We start from the raw sequence: 6,770 nt of genomic DNA, 5'->3' as shown, positions 1-6,770 counted from the left end.
AACTCAAATCGAGACAGCCCACCAAAATCAAACTCAACTGCAATCTCAAATATCCGACTTAGAAAATCAGTTAGAAAGTGGGCGTCAAACTCGCTCAGAATTGGCATCTCAACTCACTTCTCAAATCTCGGAACTTCAAACTCAAATCGAGACAGCCCACCAAAATCAAACTCAACTGCAATCTCAAATATCCGACTTAGAAAATCAGTTAGAAACATTACATCAAGAACGCTTGCAGCTACAATCGCAACTTTCCTTATCAGGCGAGCGAGAATTTAAAAAAGCTGAATCAGGACAAATAGAAGCATCTACTTCAGCTCCCAAAGTTTTGACAAGTAAAGAATTTGTTGTTTGTCAACAGGGTCAAGGCAATTATACTACTATTAGCGAAGCGGTAAAAAATGCTGCTCCCGGTACGCGCATTTACCTGCGTCCTGGTTTGTATAAAGAAAGTCTAATTCTCGACAAATCTGTGGAAATTATCGGCAGCACAGAAGCTGGTAGCGTCACTATTGAAAGCACCGACTCAAACTGCATTCAAATGGCAACAAACAGCGCTTTAGTGCGAGGATTGACAATGAGAACAACCGGGAAACATTACGCTGTAGATATTCGCCAAGGCGAGTTAATCGTAGAAGACAGCGATATCACTTCTGCCAACTATTCTGTGGTGATAATTTGCGGCCCTAATGCTAATTCGGTAATCCGCCGCTGTCAAATTCATGATGGAATATGGAACGGAATCTTTATCTCGGATAATGGCAAAGCAACGGTGGAAGATTGCAATATCTATGATAACGGCACTCTGGGAATCGGTGTCGGATTGGGAGGAAAATTGATTGCGCGCCGGTGTAGAATTAATGGTAATGAAGGTGAGGCGATCGCAGTTTATAGAGATAGCATTGCTACGGTGGATGATTGCGATTTGACTGGCAATGCTGGGGGTGCTTGGCGGATTTCAGATAACGGATACGTGCGCGGCCAAGGTAATCAAGAATAGAAGAAGTCCTGCCGTCATTAGTCATTAGTCATTTTAGACGCTCGCGAAGTCGAAGGCTAGTCATTAGTCCGCAGTCATTGGTCATTTTACCCAGAGCGAAGTCGAAGGGTGGTCCTGCCGTCATTAGTCATTTTACCCAGAGCGAAGTCGAAGGGTGGTCCTGCCGTCATTAGTCATTTGTCATTTGTCATTTGTTAGTGGCTACCAATTACTAATGCTCGATGCCCAATTATTTCATGTCCGGTCTATTGACCGCAATCAGTAAGGTTCGTAGTGCCCGCGAAAGTCCGCAGCTTTTTGCGGTCTATTGACCGCACTACGAACAGTCATTGTTATCGTAATCGACCGGACATGATATTACCCATTCTAAATTCCCCGGCGATGCGGTGCATTGCTTCTACAGCGTCGGGATTAAGGCCACCGATCGCGCGATTGAGCACAATTCCCCCGAAAACTTGGATTTGCGGTACAATTTTATTGACCAAAACTGCCCGCGCTGCTGTGCTGGCATAGTGATTTTTGAGTACAACTGCTTTCATGTGCGATCGCGCGGCTGACTCAGCTACCTCAAAATCGTCTAACCTGCGGGGAATCACATCGGGAGACGAATGGACGTGAAAGTCGATCGCACCTTCTATCTGCGAATCTCCGACAGCACAAACAGGCTGGCAAAACCCACAGCACACAATCCCAAAAATTGCAACTATTGCGGCAATTTTTAACTTAATCGATCGCACAAAAAACACTTATTTTTTACGCCAGATAACTTGACAAAAGTCTATTTAGTTTGTAGTGTGGACTTTAGTCCGCAAAATGCTGCGGACTAAAGTCCACACTACGAACCGTTAAAGAAAAGATTTAACCGCATTTGCTAAATCCGCTGCATACTCTTCGTGCAAACCCAAAGAGCCCGGAATAACTCGCGATTCCACACCCGGTAATTGGGCTAATACTTCCATTTCTGCCTTAGATTTTGGTGGCGCTTTTTCAGCAATTACAACCATCACCGGCACTGCCAATTTTTGGAAGTTGGCGACAAATTCTTCCCGCGTTTTTGCCGGATCTAAACCACCAGTTACAAATGCCGCCGAACCAAATCTCGCACCTGGTTTTTGGGTGACTTTCCACTTATTTTCGATGAAATCAGGCGTGACTTTTGCTGCATCCGCATAGACGTGGCGGCGGTACATGAAACCCAGGAATGACGGCGCAGTGTTCAGTTTGTAGAGAAATTGACCTAGTAAGGGCGATCGCACTAATTCTCTCACAACTCCGTGCCAACCGCTTTGCTGCTTGCTCATCGTCGGTAAAGGCCCGCGCCAAGTCGGCGCAGCTAACACAATTTTTGACCAAACATTCGGCTTTGACTGTGCTAATTGCATCGCATAACCCGCAGCGTGACCGGCCGCAACTACAGCCACAGGACTGCTAAAAGTTGACTCAACAAAATCCTTAAGAAATTGATGATATAATTCCGGTTCGTAGTCGGTGCGCGGGCGAGCAGAGTCGCCGAAACCAGGCCAATCTACACTCACAACTTGAAAGTTAGGAGCTAACAATTCCGCTAAAGGACGCATTTCTGAGCGCGTGGAAACCGTACTGAAAGCTGGTAGCAATAATACGGTGTTTCCCTCTCCTGTGGTTTCGTAAATAACTTTGATTTGCGTTTCTTTCCAGTTCCAGAGATATTCTTGAACTGTGGCGGGATAATTACTAGAATTAGATTGGGTTAGATCGGCAGTCTGAGTCACGGCTTTTTCTCCTGTTAATTTGCTTCTGCTTGCGCGTTCACTTCGCAAGCAAGTGCTTTGTTTCTCATCATTTGAAAGATGTTGTAAAATCCGTTCGCGCGGGAAGGAGTCAGGCTCACATTCAATCCCGTATCTTGAATAAAATCTGGGGTAACGTTGACTATTTCAGCAGGCGTCAATCCGCTCAAACCTTCGACGAGCAAGCCAACTAATCCTTTAACTAACTGAGCGTCTGAATCGCCTTGATACGCTATTTTTCCGTCGGTCAAATTTGCAGTAATATAAACTTGCGATACGCAGCCAGAAACTTTGTTTTCCGGCAATTTATCGCTTTCGGGAAATGCTGGAAGTCGCTTAGCATACCACAGCAGTTGTTCGTAGCGCTGTTTCGGGTCGGAGTGTCGCTGGAAGCGCTGGACAATTTTAGCTAGGGTTGCGGGTAGCGCGGTATTTGCGGACATGATTTCGAGTAGCGGTTTACGTCGCTAATATTATACATTTTATTTTAGCAGCAGGGCGATCGCCCTGCAACATCTGCGTCCATCCGCGTTCATGTGCGGTTAAAAAATCCCAAGAAAAACGTTTGCTAAAAATCGCGTTTGTTGCTCTGCTATATAATTCTATTGGGGATAATTTTGGAGATGTTAAAAAGTCGATCGCCCGCTTGTCGATTGATCGCCAATTTGCATAAATTCTTGTAGAGCAAAAGTGCGATCGTCCCGCAAATCTCAAGTGTCGCAACGATCGCGATCTTACCAAAAAACATTCGGCCCAAAGCCCTCAACTCGCCTGTAACGGTGGCAAACCGCGCAACTGGCGCAGGGAATTCATGCAAACCGGGCAATCGCAGCCAAACAACGCCACGGCGGCATCGCTTTCTTCTTCGGTAAAGTCCATCATCGCCACCGGCTGGCCATCCGGCGACTTCGAGCCGATTGTCTGTTTAGGATTAGCAGCAGCGGTTTTGGCCCGAAGGCGCACGCAACTCAGACGCTGAGTGTGGGGCGATCGCACGCAGGTAGGCGCATCCGCCGATTTGCCGGGTGTTTCGCCTATATTTTGAGCGTTTTGGGCGATCGCGCTTACAGACATCAGAGATCCAAACAGCGTCGGACTTACAAGCAAAGTGAGGAGCAATCTATTCATGTGTCGTCCTTAAGAACTTCAACGTATACAGTAGCCGATTATCTGTGGCAATTCAACAAGGTTTTCATCCTCCACCAGTACAGTTTGCCGTGATTAAGGCTTAAAAGCCGAATACTTTCCCCCCAAACCTTCAACAATTGTCCGCGTATTAGCAACCAGCATTTTGCGATCGGTATCGGCGGCGCTTCCCACTTTAAGATTTGTTGCGATTTTAGATAATCTCGCTCGCCAGTGATAACAAAATCATCCAATGTGGGTAAAATAATGTCAGCAAGGGCAACTCGAAGCAGCGAACAAGTTTACCTCAGAAACCAAGTGGGGAGTGATGAGTACAGTTTTAGTTGTGGAAGATTCCCGCAGCCAGCGGGAGTGCATTTCACATCAGTTGAGATGCAGCGGATTAAATGTAATTCAAGCATCTGACGGTGTGGAAGCACTGGATAAAGTTGAGAAAAATTACCCGGATTTAGTATTATTAGATATCGTAATGCCTCGCCTCGACGGCTACGATGTTTGCCGTTTAATTAAGGCTAATCCCGAAACTCGGAATATACCAGTAATATTTTTAACCGGGAAGGGACAGCAGCTAGCTTTGTTCTCCAGGGCGATCGATCGCGCCGAGGCGTATGTTAGCAAACCTTGGCAGCCCAGGGAACTTTTGGCAACCATCAAAAAAGTGTTGATTAATGCCGATCTTAAGTTCGATCGAGCTTCCGCTGACGCTTGGACGGAATACGGTATTTTAACCTTAAATACGATCGAACTTTATCAAAGTCGCGCCGATGCTTGGACAAAATACAGCGCCCAAATTATTAAATTGTACGATGCCAGCATAGCAGCTTTCCAGCAAGCTTTGTCCATTGAACCGAGTCACTCGAATGCCAACAAATATCGCAACCGAGTTCAGACAATTCGGGCAATTTTAATGAAAAAAATTGAGCAAAATCAACCTTGCAAAGTCTGCGATTATTATTACGGCCAAGACGGAATCAATTGTGCAGTGCATCCCGCTGGCCGCCCTCAACCTTTTTGTCGCGATTGGGAATTTAATTAAACTAAAATGAAAACAAACAACCGCACTAACTTGGAAAAGCTGCTGCAAGAAAGAAACGAACGTCCCGAAAAAATGGCAGAAATTGATGCCAAAATAAATGCAACTTTCCGCCAAGAACACACAATATTGGTAATGGATATGTCGGGCTTCTCGCGAACGACTGTCCGCTACGGAATCATTCATTTTCTGGCAATGATTCACCGGATGCACGGAATTGTCAAACCGATAATTGCGGAATGTGGCGGTACTGTTGTTAAAGAGGAAGCGGACAATATTTTTGCAGTATTTCCCGATGTAAAATCTGCTGTAGAAGCTGCAATCGACTCTCTAAAACAAACGGCGGCTGTCAACACGACACTGCCACCCGAGATGGATATTTACCTCTCCATTGGCATTGGCTGCGGCGATGTTTTGATGCTGGAAGGAGAGGATATGTACGGAGCGGAATTTAATCTAGCTGCTAAACTGGGAGAAGATTTGGCGGAACGGGGAGAGATTTTGCTCACCTCCGCAGCGTTTGAAAAATTGGAAGGTGAGAAGGAAGATTGGGAAAAATTGGAATTTTCGATTTCTGGTTTAGATTTGGTGGCGTACAAGCGGGTACAGTCTGCTTAAATTATCTCAGGGGTTTTTCATGATTGCATAAAATATTATGTATAAGGTGCGTCGCTATCAGGTTATCGGTCTAATTTAGGGATTATTTATGGCGACGCACCCTACAAAAAATTATTATTTATTCTTCCTTCTTCCTTCCTATAAATGATTGACGAACAAAAAAAATGGCAGGCTATAAATTTAGCGAATATTCAACAGAGGCTTGCTTGGGTGCAACAACAGCCGGATGGAGTTGTTTTTTGCAAAGAGTCGGGAGTTCACTATGTTGCAGTTAGAAAAGACAAAGGTCAAATTAAGCTATGTTTAGTAGAAAAGGTGAATTTGCATACAGATTTATTGCAATCTGTGTTCAACCTCAACAATCCTCTGCATTTAGTTTCAGAATATACCCAAGCGATGATGTTGGGTTTATTGTGGCAAAATCGACCTAAAAAAGTTTATATAGCTGGGTTTGGTGGCGGCAGAATTCCGTTAGTTATGCACCATTATTTGCCGGAAACTATTGTAGAATGTGCCGATGTAGATCCGATCGCCCTGGAAGCAGCCATCGAGTGTTTTGGAGTGCAGTTCGACGATAGACTCACCGTCGCAATCCAGGATGGGAGAGAATACCTAGAACAGCAAAGCCCAGATATTCAGTATGATATAATTATGACAGACGTGTTTTTTGGCAACGGCTACTTTCCGCACCGACTAGCAACTAAAGAATTTTATGAACTTTGCCAAAAACATTTGTCAACCGCCGGAGTTGTTTTAGTAAATCTGCTGCAAAGAGATGAGTTTTATGCCCAAAAGGTGAAGACTTTTCAAAGCGTGTTTTCCCAGGTATGCGTCTGCCCTTGGAAGGATATTAACAGCGTTCTAATTGGTACTAACAGCCCTATTTTAGAGAAAGACGAGATTGTTTCCAGGGCCAAATATGTGCAAGATGGACATGAATTTTCGTTTTCCTTGACAGACAGAGCTCTTGATGTGAAAATAAGTTCAGAATTGGGTGAAATTATACCTGATTTAGACAAAGCTAAAATTTTGACTGACGATTCGCCGCCCGCCGGTTATTTTGATTGCTGGTTATTTTGATTGGAGTGGCTTCAGTTTGTAGGGTGCGTCGCCATCGACAATCCCTAAAAAAGAGCGACAATCTGAAAGCGACGCACCTACAGAATATATCAGCAAATAAGCCCAACAATTGTGTTGTAGGAAG

The 6,770-nt window shown here is 44.8% G+C and carries 9 protein-coding genes; 4 read left to right on the top strand and 5 right to left on the bottom strand.

The window, feature by feature from the left end; genetic code table 11:
* Window positions 1-1,000 (top strand): right-handed parallel beta-helix repeat-containing protein (locus QUB64_RS27730; RefSeq protein WP_333325141.1); only part of this gene is annotated, 1,000 nt, incomplete at its 5' end.
* A 332-nt stretch (window positions 1,001-1,332) separates the two neighbouring features.
* On the opposite strand, the gene QUB64_RS27725 is transcribed toward QUB64_RS27730, so the two are convergent.
* The 5 genes from QUB64_RS27725 to QUB64_RS27705 form a co-directional block, all read right to left on the bottom strand.
* Window positions 1,333-1,746, bottom strand: a complete 414-nt coding sequence (locus QUB64_RS27725; RefSeq protein WP_333343209.1) for a DUF6282 family protein — start codon at window positions 1,744-1,746, stop codon at window positions 1,333-1,335.
* Window positions 1,747-1,845: 99 nt separating this feature from the next.
* Window positions 1,846-2,751 (bottom strand): alpha/beta fold hydrolase, encoded by a 906-nt coding sequence (locus QUB64_RS27720; protein ID WP_333272268.1) that lies wholly within the window; start codon window positions 2,749-2,751, stop codon window positions 1,846-1,848.
* A 14-nt stretch (window positions 2,752-2,765) separates the two neighbouring features.
* Window positions 2,766-3,212: a SufE family protein gene (locus QUB64_RS27715; RefSeq protein WP_333272265.1), complete on the bottom strand. Its 447-nt coding sequence runs from the start codon at window positions 3,210-3,212 to the stop codon at window positions 2,766-2,768.
* Window positions 3,213-3,361: 149 nt separating this feature from the next.
* A complete protein-coding gene (locus QUB64_RS27710) occupies window positions 3,362-3,517 on the bottom strand; it encodes a hypothetical protein (RefSeq protein ID WP_333272262.1) in 156 nt (51 codons plus the stop codon).
* 14 nt (window positions 3,518-3,531) lie between these two features.
* The gene (locus tag QUB64_RS27705) at window positions 3,532-3,897 is read right to left on the bottom strand and encodes a hypothetical protein (RefSeq protein WP_333272260.1); all 366 of its coding nucleotides are present in this window, start codon (window positions 3,895-3,897) and stop codon (window positions 3,532-3,534) included.
* Window positions 3,898-4,222: 325 nt separating this feature from the next.
* Between QUB64_RS27705 and QUB64_RS27700 the strand changes: the two genes are divergently transcribed.
* The 3 genes from QUB64_RS27700 to QUB64_RS27690 all read left to right on the top strand — a co-directional run bounded on the left by QUB64_RS27700 (window position 4,223) and on the right by QUB64_RS27690 (window position 6,646).
* Complete coding sequence (locus QUB64_RS27700) at window positions 4,223-4,951, top strand: response regulator (RefSeq protein ID WP_333272257.1); 729 nt, start codon at window positions 4,223-4,225, stop codon at window positions 4,949-4,951.
* Window positions 4,952-4,957: 6 nt separating this feature from the next.
* Window positions 4,958-5,566: an adenylate/guanylate cyclase domain-containing protein gene (locus QUB64_RS27695; protein WP_333272254.1), complete on the top strand. Its 609-nt coding sequence runs from the start codon at window positions 4,958-4,960 to the stop codon at window positions 5,564-5,566.
* A 144-nt stretch (window positions 5,567-5,710) separates the two neighbouring features.
* Window positions 5,711-6,646, top strand: a complete 936-nt coding sequence (locus tag QUB64_RS27690; RefSeq protein ID WP_333272252.1) for a spermidine synthase — start codon at window positions 5,711-5,713, stop codon at window positions 6,644-6,646.
* Window positions 6,647-6,770 lie beyond the last annotated feature (124 nt).

The sequence above is a fragment of the Microcoleus sp. Aus8_D2 genome (assembly GCF_036702665.1).
In the GTDB taxonomy this organism is placed as follows: domain Bacteria; phylum Cyanobacteriota; class Cyanobacteriia; order Cyanobacteriales; family Microcoleaceae; genus Microcoleus.
This window is presented reverse-complemented; position numbering and strand designations above follow the sequence as displayed.

Excerpts from the sequence above, each read along its gene's own strand:
- QUB64_RS27715 (WP_333272265.1), bottom strand. The coding sequence starts at position 3,212 with ATGTCCGCAAATACCGCGCTACCCGCAACCCTAGCTAAAATTGTCCAG.
- QUB64_RS27710 (WP_333272262.1), bottom strand. The coding sequence starts at position 3,517 with ATGTTTTTTGGTAAGATCGCGATCGTTGCGACACTTGAGATTTGCGGG.
- QUB64_RS27705 (WP_333272260.1), bottom strand. The coding sequence starts at position 3,897 with ATGAATAGATTGCTCCTCACTTTGCTTGTAAGTCCGACGCTGTTTGGA.
- QUB64_RS27700 (WP_333272257.1), top strand. The coding sequence starts at position 4,223 with ATGAGTACAGTTTTAGTTGTGGAAGATTCCCGCAGCCAGCGGGAGTGC.
- QUB64_RS27695 (WP_333272254.1), top strand. The coding sequence starts at position 4,958 with ATGAAAACAAACAACCGCACTAACTTGGAAAAGCTGCTGCAAGAAAGA.
- QUB64_RS27690 (WP_333272252.1), top strand. The coding sequence starts at position 5,711 with ATGATTGACGAACAAAAAAAATGGCAGGCTATAAATTTAGCGAATATT.